This is a genomic window from Coriobacteriaceae bacterium, assembly GCA_025993015.1.
GTDB lineage: Bacteria > Actinomycetota > Coriobacteriia > Coriobacteriales > Coriobacteriaceae > Collinsella.
The window spans coordinates 1,284,690-1,308,526 of sequence record DAJPFV010000001.1 but is presented as its reverse complement, the minus strand read 5'-3'; the positions used below and the strand labels follow the sequence as shown (position 1 = coordinate 1,308,526).

Below are 23,837 nucleotides of genomic sequence, written 5' to 3'. Positions count from 1 at the left end.
ATTAGTCATCCGACCCTTCGTCCATGATTCCCAGATCTTCGAGCGCATCCTTTGCCGCCAGTTCCATGGCGGGACCGATCAAGTCGATAAGATCGGTCGCGATGACGCTCTTCTCACCATACTCCGTCGCCGCGGCAAAACCGGCGTAGCTGTGAAGTGCGACGGCGTACGAATACAGCAACTCCCAACGATCCATCTCGTCGCGCATGGTGGCAAGCGTGCCGGCCAAAATACCCGCGAGAACATCACCTGAACCGGCAGTTGCCAGAGAAGCCGGACCCGAGAGCGGCAGCAGTACACGCTCAACGCCACAGATAGCCGTCGTCGGCCCTTTGGCAATGACCACCAGATTGTCGGAGCCTGCAGCCCAGACAACCTTCTGCGCGGCTGCAATCGCGGTACCAAGGTCGTTCACCTCGTCACCGGCAACCAGACGCGAAAGCTCACGATAGTGCGGTGTCATAACCAACGGCTGCTCGCGACGATACATCTCGGGGTTACTATCAATACCGTCAATGGCAATCTTAGCAAGGCAGTTGAGTGCATCGGCATCCAAAATAAGCGGTACATCAAGCTCGAGCAAGCCCGAAACCACCTGCATAGCGCCGGCAGACGTCGTCATACCGGGACCGCACAGTACGCAGCTGTACTTCTTTGCAATCTCGCACACCGTCATGCGCGCAGCGGCGCCAAAGGAGCCGCGGGAATCAGACGGAATAGCAAAGACGGGAATCGAAGGAAGTGCAATGCGAATAAGATTAGCGCAGGCGTCAGGAGCCGCGACTGCCACGTAACCAGCACCCGCGCGAGCTGCAGACTTGGCCGCCATAATGGCAGCACCAGGATATTGTGCAGATCCGGCGACAATAAGCACAGAGCCACGGGAATACTTATCGATATTCGTAGGTAGTGGGGCAAAGTAATCAACTAAGTCACCGGGCTCGACAATCTCGGCGGCGTGGTCGACATCATCGATGACCTCGTCAAGACGGTCGTAAAGATTGCCGCAGATCAAATCGCCAGCATACTCAGGGCCATCAGCGCTATACAGACCAATCTTGGGCGCAATCATCGTCACCGTATGTTCGGCACGAATGCAGTCGTCATCAACAACGCCCGTCTCGGCATTCAGGCCCGAGGGGACATCAATGGATACGACACAATCGGCGCATTCATTGACCGTAGGAATCCAGATGGAGAACGGCGCACGCAGATTCCCATGGAAACCGGTACCAAAAATGGCATCGACAACAACATCGGCCTTATCGATCAAAACCTCGAGTTCGTCACGCGAGGGGCCGACGCAAACGTGCACATCGCGGCCGGCAGTACGACGAGCAACATGACGTGCCAGAGCAGCAGGAATCTCATCCGGCTCAACCGGAGAAACGATATCGACGTCCACACCCTTATGGCTCAGGATATCGGCGGCAACCCAACCGTCGCCGCCATTATTACCAAAACCGACCAGAACGAGAACCCGATCGGGATTGAGCTTCAAGACCTCGTTGGCGGCAAACTCACCCGCTAGCTCCATAAGCTCGGCCTTCGAAGTCCCTTCGCGTTCGATGATATCCTCGAGACGAACGACTTCTTCGGTACTCAAAACCGGTTTCATCTATGCTCCTAGCGTATCTTGCGAAGCATCGCTCAGGTGCTCCGTCAATGCTGAATTCTGCAGCTGCTCAAGCTCATCTAAAACAGAGCGAGCCTCTTTAAATGTCTGCGCTACGCGTTTCTTGGTGCTCACCTTTTCATCTTTTGGCTTAGGCCGAGCATCTTCGGTAATCGCGATGGCATTCGCAACGGCTAAGTCTCCTGTAAGCGTAATGGAAAGAGCGACCTCAACAACACCCAGCTCATGAGCGATCTCGAGTGCACGGCCCGAAAGCAGCGCCTTCGGTTTGCCGAGTTTATCACGCGTTACCGAAACATCCTTGCGACCCACGCCTTGACTAAAACCCGTGCCGAGAGCTTTAAGCACCGCCTCGCGCGAAGCAAAGCGGCTCGCATAGTGAGCAGCGGGACGCGATGATACATCGCAATACGCACGCTCTTCTTCGGTAAACACACGCCGAGCAAACGACGGCGTCTTTTCAAGAATTGATTTCATCCGGGAAATCTCGACGATATCAACGCCGATACCAGCTTCAGCCATGTTCACCTCCATATCGCACAGACTAAGTTATTGTAGCCCGTTCACAGAAGATGCGACAAACGAGGGTTATAAAACACAGCTACTATGTGAGACAAAAGCCCGTAAACGCAAAAAGGGGGAGGCCGCGAGGCCTCCCCCTTCTCAGTTCAAGCGTACGGCTCGGTGCCGTCCACCGGTCAGCGGCGCCCTGGCCTCCCACGAGCTGACCCCGCAGTACTCTCGGCGCGATGGGGCTTAGCTTCCGGGTTCGGAACGGGACCGGGCGTGCCCCCCATGCTCTGGCCGCTGACCGGTGGGCGGCGCCCACCGTATCTTCGGTGTCCTGGGTCGATATCTGCGTGCCCTGGGGGCCGCATGGCGCATAGGAAAGATGTGACTCGGGGGCATCCTCGTGCCCGGACCGCGCTTCAGAGCGCATGTCCCGCGGGCCGCGAGGTGCGGTTCCGGAAGAGCTCGGGCGATTAGTGCGGCTCGGCTGAGGACGTCGCCGTCCTTGCACCTGCCGTCTATCGACCAGGTAGTCTACCTGGGCCCTTACCGGAAGGAGAACTAATCCCTGGAACGGCTTCCCGCTTAGATGCCTTCAGCGGTTATCCGCGCCGCACGCGGCTACCCGGCCGTGCCGTTGGTCGACAACCGGTTCACCGGAGGTGCGTCCACCCCGGTCCTCTCGTACTGGGGGCAGCCTCCATCGATTCTCCTGCGCCCACGGAGGATAGGGACCGAACTGTCTCACGACGTTCTGAACCCAGCTCGCGTACCGCTTTAAACGGCGAACAGCCGTACCCTTGGGACCTGCTCCAGCCCCAGGATGCGATGAGCCGACATCGAGGTGCCAAACCTTGCCGTCGATGTGGACTCTTGGGCAAGATCAGCCTGTTATCCCCGGAGTACCTTTTATCCGTTGAGCGACGGCCCACCCACTCGGGGCCGCCGGATCACTAGAGCCTGCTTTCGCACCTGCTCGGCTTGTGGGCCTCGCAGTCAAGCCCGCTTGTACTCTTGCATTCAAAAGGACGGTTGCCGACCGTCCCGAGCGGACCTTCGCGCGCCTCCGTTACCCTTTAGGAGGCGACCGCCCCAGTCAAACTGCCCGCCTGGCACGGTCCCCGAGCCGGTTGACGGCCTCGGGTTAGGACGCCGGTCGCGCGAGGGCAGTATTCCAAGGGCGGCTCCCCGGGGGCTGGCGCCTCCGGATCGATGCCTCCTGCCTATCCTCTACACGCGGGACCAGCGGCCAATGCCAAGCTGCAGTGAAGGTTCACGGGGTCTTTCCGTCCTTCCGCGGGTAAGTCGCATCTTCACGACCAGTGCAATTTCACCGGGTCCATGGTCGAGACAGCGCCCAAGTCGTTGCGCCTTTCGTGCAGGTCGGAACTTACCCGACAAGGAATTTCGCTACCTTAGGACCGTTATAGTTACGGCCGCCGTTTACCGGGGCTTGGCTTCGGGGCTTCGCCGAAATGGCTAACTCCTCCGCGTGACCTTCCGGCACCGGGCAGGCGTCAGACCCTATACGTCGCCTTGCGGCTTCTGCAGAGTCCTGTGTTTTTGGTAAACAGTCGCTTGGGCCTCTCCACTGCGGCCCGCCTCCGCTCCCGGAGCAAGTCCGTTCACGTACGCGCGGGCACCCCTTCTCCCGAAGTTACGGGGCCATTGTGCCGAGTTCCTTGACCATGGTTGACCCGATCGCCTCGGTATGTTCTACCCACCCACCTGTGTCGGTTTGCGGTACGGGCGCGCACGCGCCTGCCTAGGGGTTTTTCTAGGGACCTCGGGCTCACTCGCTTCGCTCAGTCGCTTCGTCCGGAGCCTCGCCCTTCTGCGGACCGGATTTCCCTGGTCCGCGGGCCGCGCTCCATCACGGGGACGTCCAGAACCCCGCCGAGCCACCCCCATCCGTCGCCCCGTCGGTCGTAGCGCCGCGTGCGCGGTGCAGGAATGTCTGCCTGCTGCGCGTCGGCTACGCCTACCGGCCTCGCCTTAGCCCCCGACTGACCCTGGGAGGATTAGCCTTGCCCAGGAAACCTCGGGTTCACGGCGGACGAGTTACTCTCTCGTCTCTCGCTACTCATGCCAGCATTCTCACTCCCATGCGCTCCACCGTCGGTCGCCCTCCGGCTTCTCCGCCCATGGGAAGCTCCCCTACCGATTCTAATGAATTAAAATCCCGCCGCTTCGGTGTCCAGCTTAGCCCCGTGTATTGTCGGCGCATGTCCACTCGACCAGTGAGCTGTTACGCACTCTTTGAATGGATGGCTGCTTCTAAGCCAACATCCTGGTTGTCTGGGCGGACGCACATCCTTTGCCACTCGGCTGGAACTTGGGGACCTTAGCGGGCGGTCCGGGCTGTTTCCCTCTCGAGCACACAGCTTAGCCCACATGCTCTGACTGCCGCGCTCTGGGCCGCCGGCATTCGGAGTTCGGTTGGATTCGGTAGGCGGCGAAGCCCCCTCGTCCATCCGGTGCTCTACCTCCGGCGGTGAACGCGCGACGCTAGCCCTAAAGCTATTTCGGGGAGAACGAGATATCTCCGGGTTTGATTGGCCTTTCACCCCTATCCGCAGGTCATCGCCGCCGTTTTCAACCGACGTGCGTTCGGCCCTCCACGGGGTCTTACCCCCGCTTCAGCCTGCCCACGGATAGCTCACCCGGCTTCGCGTCCGCGGCGCGGGACTCAAGTCGCCCTGTTAAGGCTCGCTTTCGCTCCGGCTCCCTTTCGGTTAACCTCGCCCCGCGCCAGCGACTCGCTGGCTCATTCTACAAAAGGCACGCCGTCACACCATAAAGGTGCTCCGACTGCTCGTGGGCGCACGGTTTCAGGTACTGTTTCACTCCCCTCCCGGGGTGCTTTTCACCTTTCCCTCACGGTACTGGTGCGCTATCGGTCACAGGGTAGTACTCAGGCTTGGATGGTGGTCCACCCAGGTTCGGACCGGGTTTCACGTGCCCGGCCCTACTCAGGGACCGCGTCGCGCCGTCCGGTCTGGGTTCGCGTACGGGGCTGTCACCCGCTGCGGCCGGCCCTCCCATGCCGTTCCGCTCCCCAGCCGGACCTGCGCCCGGGGGCGGCAGCCCCCGGATGTGCGGCCCTGCAACCCCGTCGGCGGAACCCCTGCCGGGTATGCCCGCTCGACGGTTTGGCCATCGGTCCCCTTTCGCTCGCCGCTACTCGGGGAGTCTCGAGATTGATTTCCTCTCCTCCGGGTACTTAGATGTTTCAGTTCCCCGGGTTGTCCTCCCCCCGCCTATGTGTTCAGCGGGGGGATATGCACACTGCTGTGCATGGGTTCGCCCATTCGGAGACCCCCGGGTCGAAGGATGTGTGCTCCTCGCCGGGGATTATCGCAGCTTGCCGCGTCCTTCATCGGCTCCCTGTGCCAAGGCATCCGCCGTGCGCCCGTGGTATCTTGCGGGACCGCTCCGGGCCCGCGGGATATCCACGTGTCGCTAAAATTAATTAATCGATATCATGAATAGCGCTCGTATGTCGCAATTCGGGTATCTCATACCGCGGCACAGTAGTTGACTGTGCTCGCGATCAGATGCTCCTCACTCATATATAAGTGAATTCTTCTTGTTTGGATCGGATGAATGATTGCTATCATTCTGTCTTTAAATCGCAGAAAAGAATCGAGTCTGGAAGAGGATACTCTTCCATCTCTCTCCTATCGCTATGCGGCTCTCAAGGTACGCGGGTGCGACCCCGGGGACCGGGTGCTGCGGGGACATATCCGTGGCGGACATCTACCGGACGGGCTCCTGCCCTCTATTCGAGTTAAAGTGTTTTCTCTCTAAGAACTTATCTCCCTAGAAAGGAGGTGATCCAGCCGCACCTTCCGGTACGGCTACCTTGTTACGACTTCACCCCCCTCACCCTCCACACCTTCGGCGCCTCCCCCCTCTCGGTTGGGCCGGCGACTTCGGGTGCAGACGACTCGGGTGGTGTGACGGGCGGTGTGTACAAGGCCCGGGAACGCATTCACCGCGGCATGCTGATCCGCGATTACTAGCAACTCCGACTTCATGGGGGCGGGTTGCAGCCCCCAATCCGAACTGGGGCCGGCTTTCCGGGATCCGCTCCCCCTCGCGGGGTGGCATCCCTCTGTACCGGCCATTGTAGCACGTGTGCAGCCCAGGGCATAAGGGGCATGATGACTTGACGTCGTCCCCGCCCTCCTCCGCCTTGACGGCGGCGGTCCCGCGTGGGTTCCCGGCATCACCCGATGGCAACACGCGGCGGGGGTTGCGCTCGTTGCGGGACTTAACCCAACATCTCACGACACGAGCTGACGACAGCCATGCACCACCTGTATGGGCTCCTCTCGGCCACGGGGTCTCCCCCGCTTCACCCATATGTCAAGCCCTGGTAAGGTTCTTCGCGTTGCTTCGAATTAAGCCACATGCTCCGCTGCTTGTGCGGGCCCCCGTCAATTCCTTTGAGTTTTAGCCTTGCGGCCGTACTCCCCAGGCGGGACGCTTAATGCGTTGGCTGCGGCACGGGGGGATCGTCCCCCCACACCTAGCGTCCATCGTTTACGGCTGGGACTACCAGGGTATCTAATCCTGTTCGCTCCCCCAGCTTTCGCGCCTCAGCGTCGGTCTCGGCCCAGAGGGCCGCCTTCGCCACCGGTGTTCCACCCGATATCTGCGCATTCCACCGCTACACCGGGTGTTCCACCCTCCCCTACCGGACCCAAGCCGCGGAGGTTCCGGGGGCTTCGGGGGGTTGAGCCCCCCGCTTCGACCCCCGGCCTGCCGGGCCGCCTACGCGCGCTTTACGCCCAATGAATCCGGATAACGCTCGCCCCCTACGTATTACCGCGGCTGCTGGCACGTAGTTAGCCGGGGCTTCTTCTGCAGGTACAGTCTTGACTCTTCCCTGCTGAAAGCGGTTTACGACCCGAAGGCCTCCGTCCCGCACGCGGCGTCGCTGCGTCAGGGTTCCCCCCATTGCGCAAGATTCCCCACTGCTGCCTCCCGTAGGAGTCTGGGCCGTGTCTCAGTCCCAATCTGGCCGGTCGGTCTCTCAACCCGGCTACCCGTTGTCGGCACGGTGGGCCGTCACCCCGCCGTCTACCTGATGGGCCGCGGAGCCATCCCCTCCCGTCGGGGCTTTAGCCGGGGTGCCATGCGGCACCCCGGGGTATCCGGTATTACCCGTCCTTTCGGGCGGCTATCCCGGGGGAGGGGGCAGGTTCTCCACGTGTTACTCAGCCGTTCGCCACTCGCTTCCCTCCGGAGAGGGGTGCCGTTCGACTTGCATGTGTTAGGCGCGCCGCCAGCGTTCATCCTGAGCCAGGATCGAACTCTCCGTCCAAAATAAATGGGCTTCGAGCCCGTCCGGTCCTCACAACTATTAGCTGATCGGTTCCGTTCGATTCATATGGTTCTAGTATAGGAAAAGGAATTTCTCGGGGCCGCCTCTCGGCGGCCTTGCGAAAAACAAATCCAAGTTAGACCATTTCAAATGGTTCGATGTCTGCCCGGATGCGACACTGAAGTAAGTGTCCATCCTCGCAGTATCCGGTTCTCAAGGTGCACGCCTGGCGGCTGGTCCGGTCCGACCGGGCCGCGCGGCAAGGAGATATATTGCCAGACCGGAGGGCCCCCGTGGGCGGGAATCGCGCACTCCATATTTTGTTCACAAATGAATTAGCTGGCTCCGAGTTGCTCAGAGTCACACATATGGTCATAAACCATGGACAGACCGTATGACCTCGGGAATCTTGCTGTCCACTGTAGACATAGCATCTTTATACCCTCGTCGGTCTCTGCTAGTTAGCCCGTCATAAATAGAAGGACAACGTTAACAAACCCATAAAACGCCAGCGGGGGCTCTATCACTAATTAGATAGAGCCCCCGCTGGCGGAGTGTATTTAATTGAAACAATACCCCTTAACTGATTTACTGGAAATAAGGAGCAAAAGAACCGTCCGGATATACGTGGCGACAGAACCCTAGAGTCGACTGAGCGCCAACAGAAAGCGACATAAACAAAAAGATCGGCTCTACCCCAACGCAGATGACAACGATGCCCTCGACTAACGTCAATCCGAGCACTCCTAAAACGGATAGGGCAAATATCGCATATAACGCAAAAAAGGGGGAGGCCGCGAGGCCTCCCCCTTCTCAGTTCAAGCGTACGGCTCGGTGCCGTCCACCGGTCAGCGGCGCCCTGGCCTCCCACGAGCTGACCCCGCAGTACTCTCGGCGCGATGGGGCTTAGCTTCCGGGTTCGGAACGGGACCGGGCGTGCCCCCCATGCTCTGGCCGCTGACCGGTGGGCGGCGCCCACCGTATCTTCGGTGTCCTGGGTCGATATCTGCGTGCCCTGGGGGCCGCATGGCGCATAGGAAAGATGTGACTCGGGGGCATCCTCGTGCCCGGACCGCGCTTCAGAGCGCATGTCCCGCGGGCCGCGAGGTGCGGTTCCGGAAGAGCTCGGGCGATTAGTGCGGCTCGGCTGAGGACGTCGCCGTCCTTGCACCTGCCGTCTATCGACCAGGTAGTCTACCTGGGCCCTTACCGGAAGGAGAACTAATCCCTGGAACGGCTTCCCGCTTAGATGCCTTCAGCGGTTATCCGCGCCGCACGCGGCTACCCGGCCGTGCCGTTGGTCGACAACCGGTTCACCGGAGGTGCGTCCACCCCGGTCCTCTCGTACTGGGGGCAGCCTCCATCGATTCTCCTGCGCCCACGGAGGATAGGGACCGAACTGTCTCACGACGTTCTGAACCCAGCTCGCGTACCGCTTTAAACGGCGAACAGCCGTACCCTTGGGACCTGCTCCAGCCCCAGGATGCGATGAGCCGACATCGAGGTGCCAAACCTTGCCGTCGATGTGGACTCTTGGGCAAGATCAGCCTGTTATCCCCGGAGTACCTTTTATCCGTTGAGCGACGGCCCACCCACTCGGGGCCGCCGGATCACTAGAGCCTGCTTTCGCACCTGCTCGGCTTGTGGGCCTCGCAGTCAAGCCCGCTTGTACTCTTGCATTCAAAAGGACGGTTGCCGACCGTCCCGAGCGGACCTTCGCGCGCCTCCGTTACCCTTTAGGAGGCGACCGCCCCAGTCAAACTGCCCGCCTGGCACGGTCCCCGAGCCGGTTGACGGCCTCGGGTTAGGACGCCGGTCGCGCGAGGGCAGTATTCCAAGGGCGGCTCCCCGGGGGCTGGCGCCTCCGGATCGATGCCTCCTGCCTATCCTCTACACGCGGGACCAGCGGCCAATGCCAAGCTGCAGTGAAGGTTCACGGGGTCTTTCCGTCCTTCCGCGGGTAAGTCGCATCTTCACGACCAGTGCAATTTCACCGGGTCCATGGTCGAGACAGCGCCCAAGTCGTTGCGCCTTTCGTGCAGGTCGGAACTTACCCGACAAGGAATTTCGCTACCTTAGGACCGTTATAGTTACGGCCGCCGTTTACCGGGGCTTGGCTTCGGGGCTTCGCCGAAATGGCTAACTCCTCCGCGTGACCTTCCGGCACCGGGCAGGCGTCAGACCCTATACGTCGCCTTGCGGCTTCTGCAGAGTCCTGTGTTTTTGGTAAACAGTCGCTTGGGCCTCTCCACTGCGGCCCGCCTCCGCTCCCGGAGCAAGTCCGTTCACGTACGCGCGGGCACCCCTTCTCCCGAAGTTACGGGGCCATTGTGCCGAGTTCCTTGACCATGGTTGACCCGATCGCCTCGGTATGTTCTACCCACCCACCTGTGTCGGTTTGCGGTACGGGCGCGCACGCGCCTGCCTAGGGGTTTTTCTAGGGACCTCGGGCTCACTCGCTTCGCTCAGTCGCTTCGTCCGGAGCCTCGCCCTTCTGCGGACCGGATTTCCCTGGTCCGCGGGCCGCGCTCCATCACGGGGACGTCCAGAACCCCGCCGAGCCACCCCCATCCGTCGCCCCGTCGGTCGTAGCGCCGCGTGCGCGGTGCAGGAATGTCTGCCTGCTGCGCGTCGGCTACGCCTACCGGCCTCGCCTTAGCCCCCGACTGACCCTGGGAGGATTAGCCTTGCCCAGGAAACCTCGGGTTCACGGCGGACGAGTTACTCTCTCGTCTCTCGCTACTCATGCCAGCATTCTCACTCCCATGCGCTCCACCGTCGGTCGCCCTCCGGCTTCTCCGCCCATGGGAAGCTCCCCTACCGATTCTAATAAATAAAATCCCGCCGCTTCGGTGTCCAGCTTAGCCCCGTGTATTGTCGGCGCATGTCCACTCGACCAGTGAGCTGTTACGCACTCTTTGAATGGATGGCTGCTTCTAAGCCAACATCCTGGTTGTCTGGGCGGACGCACATCCTTTGCCACTCGGCTGGAACTTGGGGACCTTAGCGGGCGGTCCGGGCTGTTTCCCTCTCGAGCACACAGCTTAGCCCACATGCTCTGACTGCCGCGCTCTGGGCCGCCGGCATTCGGAGTTCGGTTGGATTCGGTAGGCGGCGAAGCCCCCTCGTCCATCCGGTGCTCTACCTCCGGCGGTGAACGCGCGACGCTAGCCCTAAAGCTATTTCGGGGAGAACGAGATATCTCCGGGTTTGATTGGCCTTTCACCCCTATCCGCAGGTCATCGCCGCCGTTTTCAACCGACGTGCGTTCGGCCCTCCACGGGGTCTTACCCCCGCTTCAGCCTGCCCACGGATAGCTCACCCGGCTTCGCGTCCGCGGCGCGGGACTCAAGTCGCCCTGTTAAGGCTCGCTTTCGCTTCGGCTCCCTTTCGGTTAACCTCGCCCCGCGCCAGCGACTCGCTGGCTCATTCTACAAAAGGCACGCCGTCACACCCCGAAGGGTGCTCCGACTGCTCGTGGGCGCACGGTTTCAGGTACTGTTTCACTCCCCTCCCGGGGTGCTTTTCACCTTTCCCTCACGGTACTGGTGCGCTATCGGTCACAGGGTAGTACTCAGGCTTGGATGGTGGTCCACCCAGGTTCGGACCGGGTTTCACGTGCCCGGCCCTACTCAGGGACCGCGTCGCGCCGTCCGGTCTGGGTTCGCGTACGGGGCTGTCACCCGCTGCGGCCGGCCCTCCCATGCCGTTCCGCTCCCCAGCCGGACCTGCGCCCGGGGGCGGCAGCCCCCGGATGCGCGGCCCTGCAACCCCGCCGGCGGAACCCCTGCCGGGTATCCCCGCTCGACGGTTTGGCCATCGGTCCCCTTTCGCTCGCCGCTACTCGGGGAGTCTCGAGATTGATTTCCTCTCCTCCGGGTACTTAGATGTTTCAGTTCCCCGGGTTGTCCTCCCGGCCCCTATGCGTTCAGGGCCGGGATATCCGTACCTCTACGGATAGGTTCGCCCATTCGGAGACCCCCGGGTCGAAGGATGTGTGCTCCTCGCCGGGGATTATCGCAGCTTGCCGCGTCCTTCATCGGCTCCCTGTGCCAAGGCATCCGCCGTGCGCCCGTGGTATCTTGCGGGACCGCTCTCGGGCCCGCGGGATATCCACGTGTCGCTAATAAAAATTAATCGATATCATGAATAGCGCTCGTATGTCGCAATTCGGGTATCTCATACCGCGGCACAGTGTCTTCACTGTGCTCGCGATCAGATGCTCCTCACTCATTCATAAGTGAATTCTTCTTGTTTGGATCGGATGAATGATTGCTATCATTCTTGATTTAATCGCAGAAAAGAATCGAGTCTGGAAGATGAATCTCTTCCATCTCTCTCCTATCGCTATGCGGCTCTCAAGGTACGCGGGTGCGACCCCGGGGACCGGGTGCTGCGGGGACTTATCCTGGCGGACATCTACCGGACGGGCTCCTGCCCTCTATTCGAGTTAAAGTTTGTCTCTCTAAGAACGTATCTCCCTAGAAAGGAGGTGATCCAGCCGCACCTTCCGGTACGGCTACCTTGTTACGACTTCACCCCCCTCACCCTCCACACCTTCGGCGCCTCCCCCCTCTCGGTTGGGCCGGCGACTTCGGGTGCAGACGACTCGGGTGGTGTGACGGGCGGTGTGTACAAGGCCCGGGAACGCATTCACCGCGGCATGCTGATCCGCGATTACTAGCAACTCCGACTTCATGGGGGCGGGTTGCAGCCCCCAATCCGAACTGGGGCCGGCTTTCCGGGATCCGCTCCCCCTCGCGGGGTGGCATCCCTCTGTACCGGCCATTGTAGCACGTGTGCAGCCCAGGGCATAAGGGGCATGATGACTTGACGTCGTCCCCGCCCTCCTCCGCCTTGACGGCGGCGGTCCCGCGTGGGTTCCCGGCATCACCCGATGGCAACACGCGGCGGGGGTTGCGCTCGTTGCGGGACTTAACCCAACATCTCACGACACGAGCTGACGACAGCCATGCACCACCTGTATGGGCTCCTCTCGGCCACGGGGTCTCCCCCGCTTCACCCATATGTCAAGCCCTGGTAAGGTTCTTCGCGTTGCTTCGAATTAAGCCACATGCTCCGCTGCTTGTGCGGGCCCCCGTCAATTCCTTTGAGTTTTAGCCTTGCGGCCGTACTCCCCAGGCGGGACGCTTAATGCGTTGGCTGCGGCACGGGGGGATCGTCCCCCCACACCTAGCGTCCATCGTTTACGGCTGGGACTACCAGGGTATCTAATCCTGTTCGCTCCCCCAGCTTTCGCGCCTCAGCGTCGGTCTCGGCCCAGAGGGCCGCCTTCGCCACCGGTGTTCCACCCGATATCTGCGCATTCCACCGCTACACCGGGTGTTCCACCCTCCCCTACCGGACCCAAGCCGCGGAGGTTCCGGGGGCTTCGGGGGGTTGAGCCCCCCGCTTCGACCCCCGGCCTGCCGGGCCGCCTACGCGCGCTTTACGCCCAATGAATCCGGATAACGCTCGCCCCCTACGTATTACCGCGGCTGCTGGCACGTAGTTAGCCGGGGCTTCTTCTGCAGGTACAGTCTTGACTCTTCCCTGCTGAAAGCGGTTTACGACCCGAAGGCCTCCGTCCCGCACGCGGCGTCGCTGCGTCAGGGTTCCCCCCATTGCGCAAGATTCCCCACTGCTGCCTCCCGTAGGAGTCTGGGCCGTGTCTCAGTCCCAATCTGGCCGGTCGGTCTCTCAACCCGGCTACCCGTTGTCGGCACGGTGGGCCGTCACCCCGCCGTCTACCTGATGGGCCGCGGAGCCATCCCCTCCCGTCGGGGCTTTAGCCGGGGTGCCATGCGGCACCCCGGGGTATCCGGTATTACCCGTCCTTTCGGGCGGCTATCCCGGGGGAGGGGGCAGGTTCTCCACGTGTTACTCAGCCGTTCGCCACTCGCTTCCCTCCGGAGAGGGGTGCCGTTCGACTTGCATGTGTTAGGCGCGCCGCCAGCGTTCATCCTGAGCCAGGATCGAACTCTCCGTCCAAAATATATGGGCTTCGAGCCCGTCCGATCCTCTCAGTCATCGCTGATCGGTTCCGTTCGATTCATATGGTTTTAGTATAGGAAAAGGAATTTCTCGGGGCCGCCTCTCGGCGGCCTTGCGAAAAACAAATCCAAGTTAGACCATTTCAAATGGTTCGATGTCTGCCCGGATGCGACACTGAAGTAAGTGTCCATCCTCGCAGTATCCGGTTCTCAAGGTGCACGCCTGGCGGCTCATCCGGTTCGACCGGGCCGCGCGGCAAGGAGATATATTGCCAGACCGGAGGGGCGCCGGGGGCGGGAATCTGGGCGTACACATTTCCTACACATCTTTGAATCCGACTAACGTTTGCCAGCCGTTAACTACCGCTCGCCGAGCATCTCTTTATATAAGGCAGTCTCATGGTTAAAGCGGATACGTCCCCCTAGCTAAAGCACAGCCAGCATCGAGCAACTCATCACGTTCTTCCACCGAGAACCCCTCGGCGTAGACGCGCACCACTGGTTCGGTCCCGCTAGGACGGACCAGCAGCCACGTGTCATCCTCGAATGCCAAACGCAATCCATCCATATGACTAACGTTTTGCGGCACCTTGCCACAAATCGACTTGGGGTTTACGCCCGGCAGCAGGGTTCGTAACGTTTCGGCATCTTCGGCCTCAAGGCGTAAATCGCGTCGACCGTAACTCGTCTTACCAAAACTGTCCTCGAGTTGGTCGACCAGAACGCCCAAAGGCGCGTCCGTCTTTGCCATAAGCTCACACAGAATCAGACAGGCGAGGATTCCATCGCGCTCGGGCATATGCGCGGCGATGCCGATACCACCGGCTTCTTCGCCGCCTATGAGGACGCCACCCTTCTTCATCTCTGCCGCTATATATTTGAAACCGACTGGTTTGACGGTCACGCGGCAGCCAAGCGCCTCGGCAATGCGACGCACGAGCGTCGAGCACGAAAGATTGACGACGACGCGCCCCTCCAAATTACGAAATTGAACCAAGTCGCCCAAAACGAGCGCCATAATCTGATGCGGATGTATATATCTGCCGCGCTCGTCAACCGCGCCGATACGGTCGGCGTCGCCGTCGGTCACCAGGCCAGCGCAAGCTCCGTCCTCGATAACCGTATGCTCGCAAGCGTCCACCCACGGCTCAACGGGGTCGGGGCAGATATCCTCTTGGTCAGGCGCCTGCCCGGCGTGAATCTCGTGCACCTCAACGCCAAGCTCGCGCAGCAAGTCAGCTAGATAGCCCTGGGCTGCGCCGCCCATGGGGTCAACAACCACGCGCAGGTGCGCGGCGCGGATGGCTTCGGCATCGACAAACGATGTCACCGCTTGCATATAGTCAGGAATGATATCCGCGGTGCGATATTGCCCCTCGATCCCCATTGGCTCGGGAGCCATGGTCTCTTCGAGCTCTTCGATGACATCCTGGTTGGCGGTCGAGCCGTCACCCATGCGAATCTTGAGACACAGATAACCCTGCGGATGATGGGACCCCGTCACCATGAGCGCGCCGCACGCCTCACCGTCATAAGCCGCCGCCCACGTAAGGGCAGGGGTCGGAACAGGTCGCGAAGCGAGCACGGCGTCTAGCCCGTGCGCTGCTAGCACACCCGCCGCAAGCTCAGCGAACTCGCGCGCCAGGGGCCGAGTGTCGAACCCTATATATACCGTTTTGCCCGGATTGGTCTTTTGCCACAACTCGCCGACGGCATCGGCGATACGGGCAACGTTATCGGCAGTGAAGTCCTCATCGACGCGAGCGCGCCAACCGTCAGTTCCAAAATGAATTATCGCGCACACGCGCAGACACCTCACAGTGTTTGGATCATGGTACGCATGAGGTATACCCGCGATACACACTCGGCAACCTGCCGGCACCAGCATTCACCATTTGGGCAAATGCTGCCGAGGACATGCAGGCAATAAAAAAACCGCCCCGTATGGAGCGGTTTTGCCCTTTATATATCGAGCGCCTCGGCCATCGCTGCCGTAGTGATTGCCGTGGTTCCACAGCAACTGCCCACCATTGCGGCACCGGCATGCCTCCATTCGATGCATGCGCGCGCGAAAGCTTCGGGGTTCTCGTGCCATACGGGGCCATCCTGAGTCTGGACCGGATCGCCCACGTTGGGACGCACCGTGACGGGAGTAGTCGCCGATGCAACCATCCTGGGCACCGCCGCATTCGCGGCCGCAAGCGAACAGCAATTAACACCAACCGAGTTTGCGCCGTGTTTTTCGGCGTACAAAACGGCTGCCTCGATGTTGAGGCCATCGCCCAACAGGTCGCCTTTATCGTCAACGACAAAACTCACCAGAACAGGCATGCCGTCGGCGGCATCTCGGGCGCCGGCAAGCATGGGCTGCAGATTACGGATAGACGTCACCGTCTCGATCAGCAGACCGTCAACACCAGCATTGAGCAAGGCGTGCGCCTGTTCGCGCGCAATGCCGCGGATTTCACGATACTCGACAGAGTCCTCGGCAAACCACTCAATACCGATCGGGCCCATCGAGCCCAGCAGTAGCTGAGGGTGCGCCTGGCGGGCATCGTCGACGGCCCCGCGATTGACCTCCGCCACGGACGGCGCAATCTGGTCGTGCTTGAGGGCATAGCTCGATGCCTGAAAGGTATTGGTAATGAGCACCTGCGCGCCGGCGGCGACATACAAGCGATGGATACGAGAAACGGTCTGCGGCTCTGCCAGATTCCAAAACGCCGGTGGAATGTCGGCGGCATCGTACTCACTCAACAAAACACTGCCCATGGGGCCCTGCGCCAACAAGGTCTCGCTCGACAAGCGGCGCGTAAGTTCCTCGGCACCAAAGCGGTTGTAATAACTCGTATCCATATATATCCCGCTATTCCTCGACGCTGATTCCCTGCTTTTCGAGATAGGCGAGCCAGCGGCTCATCGTGTCCTCGGATAGCGCATGCTCCATCATGCAGGCCTCGGAATCGGCTCGCTCAAATTCGACACCGAGCTCCTGAACCAAAAACGTGCGGATGAGGCGATGACGGTACCAGATAGCCGTGCCAACCTCGCGGCCGCGATCGGTCAGGATCACCTTGCCGTAGTGCGATTGCTCGACAAGCTCGGATGCCTTGAGAGCCGAAACCGCTTTATTGACCGATGCCTTGGAGACGCCAAGGCGCTGCGCGATGTCGACCGATCGAACGCCGTTGGTTTCCCCCTCTTCGCTTTCAATGCGAACCATGCACTCCAAGTAGTCTTCGTTCGCCACCGTCAGATGTAGTTCGCGCGAGCTATTTGTCGTATCCATGATCTTCCGTCCCTTCTGCATTCAATGGCTGATTCTACCCCATCCAAGCGTCGCGGTATGCCGTGGCATACCGTGCTAGAGTTCTTGTTGCACACGACGACCAAGATTGGAGCGGTCTTTATGGAAAACACCACCACGAACCCCGATGTCCTCGAGCGCTTTTTGCGCTACGTCCAGATCAACACGCAGTCCGAGGATGCCAACTGCGACCAGGTGCCGTCGAGCACCGTCCAGTTTGACCTTGCCAACGTGCTTGCCGAGGAGCTGCGCGAGCTGGGTGCGACCGATGCCCATGTAACCGAAAACGCCTATGTCTGCGCGCACATTCCCGCTAGCGCCGGTTCCGAGAATAAGCCCGCCCTGGGCCTGATCGCGCACCTCGATACCACCGAGGTCGCGCCGGGCGCCGGCGTAGCGCCGCACATCGTGCACTACGAGGGCGGCGACCTGGTTTGTGGCATCGTTGACGGCAAGCCCGTGTCCATGAGCACCGCCAAGCTTCCCGCCCTCAACGATCTGGTGGGTGAGGACCTTGTCTGCTCCGACGGAACTACGCTGCTGGGAGCCGACGACAAGGCGGGTGTCGCCGAAATCATGGCACTCGTCGCTCGCATCGCGCAGGATCCCTCCCTGCCCCACCCCGCGCTCGGCATTTGCTTCTGCCCGGACGAGGAAATCGGTCACGGTGCTGAGCTGTTGGATATCGAGGCCTTCGGCTGCAAGTACGCCTACACGGTAGACGGCGGTCCGGTTGGCGAGCTTGAGTGGGAGTGCTTCAATGCCGCCGAGGCAACCGTTCGCTTTGAGGGCCAGTCCATTCACCCCGGCGACGCCAAGGGCCGCATGGTCAACGCGAGCAACCTGTTCTGCGACTTCAATGCCCTGCTCCCCTACGAGCAGCGTCCGGAATACACCGAGGGCTACGAGGGCTTCTATCACCTTGAGGGCGTCTCGGCAACGGTCGACCATGCCACGGCGCGCTATATCGTCCGTGATCACGATGCCGCCAAGTTCCAGCAGAAGCTCGAGCTGATGGATGCCGCCGCCGCACTGCTCAACCAGCGACTGGGCGAGGAGTGCGTAACGGTCGAGATTAAGCACCAGTACCGCAACATGGCCGAGATCGTCCGCGACTACCCGGAGCTGATCGATGTCGCCAAGGATGCCTTCCTTGCCTGCGACGTCGAGCCCCAGGTGCTGCCGATTCGCGGCGGCACTGACGGCGCCCAGCTGTCGTTCCGTGGCCTGCCCTGCCCCAACCTCTCGACAGGCGGTTACTGCTACCACGGCGTCAACGAGTTTGTCCCGGTCAGCTCACTCGTCAAGATGACCGACGTCCTGCAGGAGCTTGTCGCCCGTTTCGCATAAGACTGGCCGCATAAGCCCAAAAGACGAATCGCCCCGTCCTCAATCGAGAACGGGGCGATTTTTTTGCTGCAATGAGACCAGGTTGACGCGCGCCAGCCTCTTGACGCAAGGAGTGTCCCAAACTGCCGACACATAAGGAACGCCCCCAAGCGCCAAGTGTTCCGGCAACGCCGATGTTTTGGCGCGGACAGCGAAAACCCGCCAGAGCGAGCAAGGTGCCTTGAAACAAGGCGGCATTGATCTTTTGATCATGCCGCCGAAGTTGAAAGGCAGATTGCCGCTCTGGCGGGTTTGCAGCGTCGACTGGTTACGCGGTTTGGTAAAACCGCGTAACTCTAATAGTTGGCTTCGTAGCCGTTGCCGTCGCCGGTGGGCTCTTCGTAGTTATCGGAGCCGTCGCCCGAATCGTCGGAATCGTCCGAGCCACCCGACGAGGTCGCCGTGCCATATGCGTAGTCCTCGGACGTATTGTTGTTGAGGTCACCGATCGTGGAGCTGGAGCCGTCGGAAAGGCCCATGGTGTTGGGGCCCTTGGGATCCTCACCGGCTTCGACACGGGCCATCATTTCCTTAAGCTCGTCCTCGTAGACAAAGACGTAGCTCACACCGTCGATCATGGTGCTGTCGTCGGCGTACGAGGGCAGGTTGGCCGAGTAGATACCGTCGACATCCATACCGCGCATGGCGTTGACCGTAGCCACGATATCTTGAACGCTCATATCGGTTACGAGCATATCGGACAGCGAATTAACCAGGCCAAAAATCTTCGTGGCATCGAAGTTATTGAGAATCTGGTTGGCAAGGGCGCCAAGCACCTGACGCTGGTGGCGCATGCGCGTGTAATCGCCGTCGGCATAGGTGTAGCGGCAGCGGGCATAGGTAAGGGCGGTGGCACCGTCCATATGCTGCTGGCCAGCGGTAATCTTAATATCCAGGTGCTCGGGGTCGTCAACATCATCGGTTGCGTTAATGTCGATACCGCCAACCGAATCAATCAGCGCCTGCATACCGTCGAAGCTGACCTCGGCATAGTGGGAAATCTGAACACCGCACAGCTCGTTGACCGCCTCGACCATGGCCTCGGCGCCGCCAACGGTATGGCAGGCGTTGATCTTCATGGTCTCGCCCTTGTACTCGACCTTGGTGTCGCGCGGAACGGAAATGAGCGTTGCCTGCTTTTGCGTGGGGTCGATGCGTGCCAGGATAATCGAGTCGGCACGATACGTATCCTCGCCCGGACGGCCGTCGGTGCCAAGAAGCAGCACGTAGAACGGATCCTTTGCCTCATCGGTGTCAACCAGAACCCGACGCAGATTGTCAGTAATGACATTAGAATCGCCGAGCTTGCCCATAATGGTGGCAAACCACAGGCCGGCAGCGGTAGTGGCACTCAGCAGCACGCCAAGCACGACAATGAGCGCGACGTGACGAATCGTGTGGCTACGGCGACGTTGACGAGCGCGCTCGGAATAGCGAGCCACGTTATCGCGACTGTAGATTTTGGCCTGCGCACCAGTTGAGGGTCTTCGGGTGGTGGTATCCGCGAGGGGCTTTTTATTAAACATAGGCAACCTGTATTAGTAGATGACGGGATCGGGGACGGTAGCATGCTCGACATGCGCGCCAAGCGCCTGCAGCTTTTCGACAAACTGCTCGTAGCCGCGCTTGATGTGATGGATAGCCGAAACCTCGGTCGTCCCGTCGGCGATCAAGCCCGCTACGACGAGGGCCGCTCCGCCGCGCAGATCGGGCGAGGTAACCTGTGCACCCGAGAAACCCTTGACGCCATGAATCATGGCATGATGGCTCTCGATGCGAATGTCGGCACCCATGCGCACCAGCTCAGAGGCAAACATAAAGCGATTCTCGAAGATGTTCTCGGTAATAACGGAACTGCCGTCGGCGAGGGCGGAGAGCACCATAATCTGCGCCTGCATGTCGGTCGGGAAACCGGGGAACGGAAGCGTCTGGATATCGACCGGCTTGATGCGCTCGGCACGATTCACATGGACGCCATCATCGGTGCGCTCGCACTCGATGCCCATGAGCTCCATCTTCTTGAGCACCATACCCAGATGGATGGGGCAAAAACCCGTGACATCGACACCGCGATCGTCGGCCATCAACGCGCCGGCGACGATAAAGGTACCGGCCTCGATGCGATCGCCCACCACGCGATGGGTAACGGGATGCAGCTCTTCCACGCCTTCGATAGTCACGACGGGTGTGCCGGCACCGACGATCTTGGCGCCCATCTCGTTGAGCATGTTGGCGAGATCGACGATCTCGGGCTCGCGAGCGGCATTATCGATAACCGTGGTGCCCTGAGCGCGCACGGAGGCCATGATGAGGTTCTCGGTGGCGCCGACACTGGCGAACTCGAGCGTGACGGTCGTGCCGCGCAGGCCCTGGGGCGCACTGGCGTTGATGTAGCCGTGGGCGGTATCGAACTCAACGCCCAGGGCCTCAAGACCAAGAATGTGCATATCGATCTTGCGAGCACCCAGGTTGCAGCCGCCCGGCATGGCAATTTTGGCGCGATGGAAGCGGCCCAGCAGGGGTCCCATGACGGCGGTGGAAGCGCGCATCTTGGCAACGAGCTCGTAGGGGGCCTCCCATGAATCGACCTGAGAGGTATCAATCTCGAGCGTGTGCTCGTCGAGAACATCGATCGTAGCGCCCATGCCCTTGAGCACCTTGCCCATCACGTGGACATCGGAAATATCGGGCACGTTCTGCAGCGTCGTCTTGCCCGGCGCCAGAAGCGTTGCCGCCATGAGTTTGAGCGCGGAGTTCTTGGCGCCCGAGACGGGCACGGAGCCTCCGATGGCGTGGCCACCCTCAACGCGGATAATATCCAAGGTCTACCCTTTCAAAAAGCATGCCCGGGGTGGCTAGGCCATCCCGGGCATGATGTGTTCGCAAATGGTCGAACGCTAAATCGTTTGACTATTGGGCAAGCTTGAGCTTACACCATGCGATTTCATTATAGAGGTAGGCGCGGCGTGCATCATCCTCCGACAAATTACCCAGCTTCTCTTCAAAACCTTGAATATCAGCTTTAAGCTTGTCGGCATCGACGGTCGCCAAATCGCAAGCGCGCTCGGCGAGAACGGTCACGACATCGTCCGCAACCTGGGCATAGCCGCCGGCCACGGCAAACGTGTGGTCGACAGTGCCCATGGCCTTATCGGAAACGCGAACGTAACCGCGGTCGATCGTGCAGATCTCGCTGGAGTGAGCAGGCAGAACGCCAAACTCGCCATCCGTGGACGGAATCGACACAAACGCAGCGTCGCCCTCATAGGCGCAGCTCACGGGGCACACGATGCGGATACGCATAACCTACTTCTCCCCCATCTTGCGGGCGCGCTCGCGCACGTCCTCAATCGTGGAAGCATAGCGGAAAGCCTGCTCGGGCAGGTCATCGGCCTTGCCGTCGACAATCTCGGCGAAAGAGCGGACGGTATCCTCGACGCGGACGTAGACACCGGGGTTGCCGGTGAACTTCTCGGCGACGTGGAAGGACTGCGAGAGGAACTGCTGAATCTTACGGGCACGGTTGACCGTAAGGCGCTGCTCCTCGGACAGCTCGTCCATACCCAGAATGGCGATGATGTCCTGAAGGTCGGAGTACTCCTGCAGGAGCTCCTGGACCTTGACGGCGACACGGTAGTGCTCCTCGCCGACGATCGAGGGATCGAGAGCGTCGGAGGAAGACGCGAGCGGGTCGATAGCCGGGAACAGGCCGAGCGACGAAATGCTACGCGAAAGAACCGTGGTGGCGTCGAGGTGCGTAAACGTCGTGGCAGGCGCCGGGTCGGTCAGGTCGTCTGCGGGGACGTAGACAGCCTGGACGGAGGTAATGGAGCCCGTCTTGGTCGAGGTAATGCGCTCCTGGAGGTCGCCCATCTCGGTTGCCAGCGTGGGCTGGTAACCAACGGCGGACGGCATACGGCCCAGCAGTGCGGAAACCTCGGAACCTGCCTGGGAGAAGCGGAAGATGTTGTCGATGAACAGCAGAACGTCCTGGCCACGATCACGGAAATACTCAGCGGTGGTAAGGCCGGCCAGACCGATGCGCAGACGCGCTCCGGGCGGCTCGTTCATCTGACCATAGACCAAGCAGGTCTTGTCGATAACGCCAGACTCGCTCATCTCGAGGAACAGGTCGGTGCCCTCACGGGTACGCTCGCCGACGCCGGTGAACACCGAGGTGCCACCGTGCTCTTGGGCGAGGTTGTTGATGAGCTCCTGAATCAAAACGGTCTTGCCGACGCCGGCGCCGCCGAACAGGCCTGTCTTGCCGCCACGGATGTAGGGCTCGAGCAGGTCGACGGCCTTAATGCCGGTCTCGAAGATCTCGGTCTTGGTGGTGAGCTCGTCGAAACGGGGCGCTGCATGGTGGATGGGGTAGAACTCCTCCACCTCGGGCATGGGCTTGCCGTCGACGGGCTTGCCCATGACGTTCCAAATACGGCCGAGCGTCTTGGGGCCAACGGGCATCTTCATGGGCTCACCGGTATCGGCGGCGATGAGGCCGCGCTGCAGGCCGTCGGTCGAGGACATGGCGACCGTGCGGACAACGCCGCCCGGAAGCTGGCTCTCGACCTCGAGGATCGTGCTCAGATGACCGATCGGGGTCTCGGCCTCGACCGTGAGCGCGTTGTAGATCGGGGGCACCGCACCGTCAAACTTGACGTCGACGACAGGACCGATGATTCGCACGATGCGACCATCACCGGCAGTCGTCTTCTTGGTGGCTTCCTCGACCGCAAGCTTTACGGTGTTATTAGCCATTACTGTTCCTCCAATGCTGAGGCTCCGCCGACGATCTCGTTAATCTCGGTCGTGATCGAAGCCTGGCGCACGCGACTATACGTGCGGGTAAGGGTCGAGATGATCGCGGTGGCGTTTTCCGTCGCGGAGTGCATGGCCTTGCGGCGTGCACCCTGCTCGGCAGCCGCCGAATCGATCAGGGCCTGGTAGATGACCGTCAGGATATAAGACGGCACAAGCTTGCCGAGAACATGCTCGGGAGAGGGCACGAACTCGAACGTGGACGAGATGCGCTTAGGGGCGTCGGTCTCGTTCTTACGCGGACCGTGGGCCATAGCGATCATCTCGGGGTCGAGCGGCAACAGATGCTCGACGCGAAGCTCCTGATCCACGCGGTTCTTGGCGTGGTGGTAGACAAGCTCGACACGGTCAAGCTCACCGGCACGATACGCATCGCAGATATGAGAGGAGATCATGCGGGCCTGATTGAAATCGGGCTCAGAGGAGTTGCCCTCAAATTGCATGACGACGTTTGCACGGTCACGGAAATACGTGGCCGGTTTGCGCCCGCACGCGATAATCTCGCACTCGATGCCGTCGTTCGCCCAAGAAGCGGCGAGCTTTTCGGCCGTGCGCTCCACCGTCGTATTGAAACCGCCGGCAAGGCCGCGGTCCGAAGCAATAACGACAATCAGGCCATGCTTGACGCTCTCATGCTTCTGCAGCATGGGATCGGTGCCCGAACAGGAGGCGTCGCCGGCGACCGTCAACATGACGTCGGTCAGCGCCTCCTTATAGGGCTCGGCCTGCTTGGAGCGATCGAGGGCACGACGGATCTTGGCCGTAGAGACCATCTCCATCGTGCGCGTGATCTGCTTGGTCGTGGTAACCGAGGAGATTCGCTTCTTAATGTCGCGAAGGTTGGCCATA

The 23,837-nt window shown here is 60.8% G+C and carries 11 protein-coding genes and 6 rRNA genes; 1 reads left to right on the top strand and 16 read right to left on the bottom strand.

All coding sequences use genetic code 11. From position 1 onward, the window contains the following. Nucleotide 1 precedes the first annotated feature (1 nt). From OIL77_05530 to OIL77_05480, 11 genes are all read right to left on the bottom strand, one after another. A complete protein-coding gene (locus OIL77_05530; protein ID HJI44862.1) occupies nt 2–1,618 on the bottom strand; it encodes an NAD(P)H-hydrate dehydratase in 1,617 nt (538 codons plus the stop codon). Then, nucleotides 1,619–2,158 (bottom strand): holo-ACP synthase, encoded by a 540-nt coding sequence (gene acpS, locus OIL77_05525; GenBank protein ID HJI44861.1) that lies wholly within the window; start codon nt 2,156–2,158, stop codon nt 1,619–1,621. It lies immediately after the preceding gene. Nucleotides 2,159–2,332: 174 nt separating this feature from the next. After that, nucleotides 2,333–2,448, bottom strand: a 5S ribosomal RNA gene (gene rrf, locus OIL77_05520). A gap of 151 nt (nt 2,449–2,599) precedes the next feature. Next, nucleotides 2,600–5,574, bottom strand: a 23S ribosomal RNA gene (locus OIL77_05515). A 398-nt stretch (nt 5,575–5,972) separates the two neighbouring features. Beyond that, nucleotides 5,973–7,478: ribosomal RNA gene (locus OIL77_05510) — 16S ribosomal RNA — on the bottom strand. An 846-nt stretch (nt 7,479–8,324) separates the two neighbouring features. Beyond that, a 5S ribosomal RNA gene (gene rrf / locus OIL77_05505) occupies nt 8,325–8,440 on the bottom strand. Nucleotides 8,441–8,591: 151 nt separating this feature from the next. Continuing rightward, a 23S ribosomal RNA gene (locus OIL77_05500) occupies nt 8,592–11,566 on the bottom strand. A gap of 397 nt (nt 11,567–11,963) precedes the next feature. After that, a 16S ribosomal RNA gene (locus OIL77_05495) occupies nt 11,964–13,469 on the bottom strand. The 16S, 23S and 5S rRNA genes sit together here, the layout of an rRNA operon. A gap of 405 nt (nt 13,470–13,874) precedes the next feature. Beyond that, nucleotides 13,875–15,275, bottom strand: a complete 1,401-nt coding sequence (locus OIL77_05490) for a phosphoglucomutase/phosphomannomutase family protein (protein ID HJI44860.1) — start codon at nt 15,273–15,275, stop codon at nt 13,875–13,877. Nucleotides 15,276–15,433: 158 nt separating this feature from the next. Further along, the gene (locus OIL77_05485) at nt 15,434–16,327 is read right to left on the bottom strand and encodes a homocysteine S-methyltransferase family protein (GenBank protein HJI44859.1); all 894 of its coding nucleotides are present in this window, start codon (nt 16,325–16,327) and stop codon (nt 15,434–15,436) included. Nucleotides 16,328–16,337: 10 nt separating this feature from the next. Continuing rightward, entirely contained in the window at nt 16,338–16,760 is a 423-nt protein-coding gene (locus tag OIL77_05480; GenBank protein HJI44858.1) for a metal-dependent transcriptional regulator, read from the bottom strand. Between the two features lie 120 nt (nt 16,761–16,880). Between OIL77_05480 and pepT the strand changes: the two genes are divergently transcribed. Next, nucleotides 16,881–18,128: a peptidase T gene (gene pepT / locus OIL77_05475; GenBank protein ID HJI44857.1), complete on the top strand. Its 1,248-nt coding sequence runs from the start codon at nt 16,881–16,883 to the stop codon at nt 18,126–18,128. 335 nt (nt 18,129–18,463) lie between these two features. Here the strand turns inward: pepT and OIL77_05470 are convergent, their stop codons facing one another. The 5 genes from OIL77_05470 to atpG form a co-directional block, all read right to left on the bottom strand. Next, nucleotides 18,464–19,609: an LCP family protein gene (locus OIL77_05470; protein ID HJI44856.1), complete on the bottom strand. Its 1,146-nt coding sequence runs from the start codon at nt 19,607–19,609 to the stop codon at nt 18,464–18,466. Nucleotides 19,610–19,705: 96 nt separating this feature from the next. Continuing rightward, nucleotides 19,706–20,989, bottom strand: a complete 1,284-nt coding sequence (murA, locus tag OIL77_05465; GenBank protein ID HJI44855.1) for a UDP-N-acetylglucosamine 1-carboxyvinyltransferase — start codon at nt 20,987–20,989, stop codon at nt 19,706–19,708. A gap of 88 nt (nt 20,990–21,077) precedes the next feature. Then, nucleotides 21,078–21,470, bottom strand: a complete 393-nt coding sequence (gene atpC, locus OIL77_05460; GenBank protein ID HJI44854.1) for an ATP synthase F1 subunit epsilon — start codon at nt 21,468–21,470, stop codon at nt 21,078–21,080. 3 nt (nt 21,471–21,473) lie between these two features. Then, a complete protein-coding gene (atpD, locus tag OIL77_05455; GenBank protein ID HJI44853.1) occupies nt 21,474–22,928 on the bottom strand; it encodes a F0F1 ATP synthase subunit beta in 1,455 nt (484 codons plus the stop codon). Beyond that, the gene (atpG, locus tag OIL77_05450; protein ID HJI44852.1) at nt 22,928–23,836 is read right to left on the bottom strand and encodes an ATP synthase F1 subunit gamma; all 909 of its coding nucleotides are present in this window, start codon (nt 23,834–23,836) and stop codon (nt 22,928–22,930) included. The genes atpD and atpG overlap by 1 nt, the downstream gene beginning before the upstream one ends. Nucleotide 23,837: the final 1 nt, after the last annotated feature.